The sequence below is a fragment of the Vibrio ordalii ATCC 33509 genome, from assembly GCA_000257205.1.
Taxonomy (GTDB): Bacteria; Pseudomonadota; Gammaproteobacteria; order Enterobacterales; family Vibrionaceae; genus Vibrio; species Vibrio ordalii.
Genome location: AEZC01000207.1, coordinates 1 through 1,340, shown reverse-complemented (window position 1 = coordinate 1,340; position 1,340 = coordinate 1). Strand labels below are relative to the sequence as shown.

The 1,340-nt window shown below is 51.5% G+C and carries 1 protein-coding gene; it reads right to left on the bottom strand.

Features of this window, described 5'->3' with window-relative positions:
- A partial coding sequence (gene istA / locus VOR_RS0113855) for an IS21-like element ISVch3 family transposase (protein ID WP_010320295.1) occupies positions 1 to 1,340 on the bottom strand: 1,340 nt, incomplete at both ends.

The following is a 1,340-nucleotide window of genomic DNA, read 5'->3' as shown; positions in this document are numbered from 1 at the left end:
CATCTTTACAGGCTTGTTCTAGGCGCGACTCGCCATGGATTTTACTCAGATTGAGCAGCCCAAGACAGGAACGATAGGCCTGCTCTGGATGAGGTTTGGCGTTCAGCATCTTATTGACGACCTCTCGTGTGGCTGGGCCGATATTGGCTCCCCAGTTGAGCAAGCGTCCAGGCGACCACTTTTGATATTGATGGTTACTCGGCATGTGCTCTGGTTGAGTGCTGTTTCCACGTTCCCTTTGGCTGCGTGGATGTTGAGCGATCAAGTTACCTTGGTGGTAGATCTGCACCAGACGGTTGGAGGCTTCCAGCTCGACATGATGGCCAACCAGTTGATGGGGAACCGAGTAGTAGTGACGGCGATATTCGATGTGATAATCAGGCCCAACTTTGGCTCGCTTGGTTTCGGTATAGAGATATCGCTGCTTAGGAAGTGGCTTTAACGCGGGTTTATCGAGTTTGTCGAACAGTGCTTTGCGGCTCGCACCATACTGCTTCATCTCACGTTCGTTTAAGTCATTCATAAGCTCACGGATGGCGAGGTTCAGCTCTTTGAAGGTATGGAAGGTTTGATGGCGAAGTCGCATCATGATCCAACGTTCCACTAGGAGCACGGCATTCTCTGCCTTGGCTTTGTCTTTCGGTTTGTAAGGGCGGGCTGGCATTACGGCGGTTTGATAGTGATTCGCCAGTTTCTGATAGCTGTCGTTCAGTCTCGGCTCATAACGATTCGCTTTGGTGACTGCGCTACGTAGATTATCAGGGACCAAGAGATGGGGTACGCCACCGAAGTGCTCGAAGGCATTGGCATGCGCCTCTAACCAGTAAGACTTTCCTTGGCTGGGGAAGGCTTCCACATAAGTGTAGTTGGACGCGCCTAAGCTTGCTACGAACACTTCTGCTTCGCGCACTTCGCCTGTGTCAGGATTGACTACCTGAAGCCGAGGCCCACAGTAATCGATAAACAGCTTATCACCTGCCACATGGAGCTGACGCATACTGCGCTTTTGGGTTTTGAACCAACGAGTGAAGTGTTCACAGAACTGAGTGTAAGCGTAGGCTTGCTCTTGATATTGCTCATGATATTCCTGCCAGAGCAGCATCTTCGTCATGCCTTTGCGTCTGAGTTCGACAGCGTATTGCGTAAAGTCTGGCATCACCTTATCGCGACAGGCTTTCTTGCCGTGATACAACACCTGAGTGAGTTCTGTGTCACTGCAACCTTCGGGTAGAGGCCAGCCAAGTTGGCTTTGTTTAAAGCGGGTGAGGAGTTCCGAGATGGTGGACGGCCCGAGTTTCAGGCAAGAAGCGATGCTGCGATTTGAGAGACCGCAGTCGTAC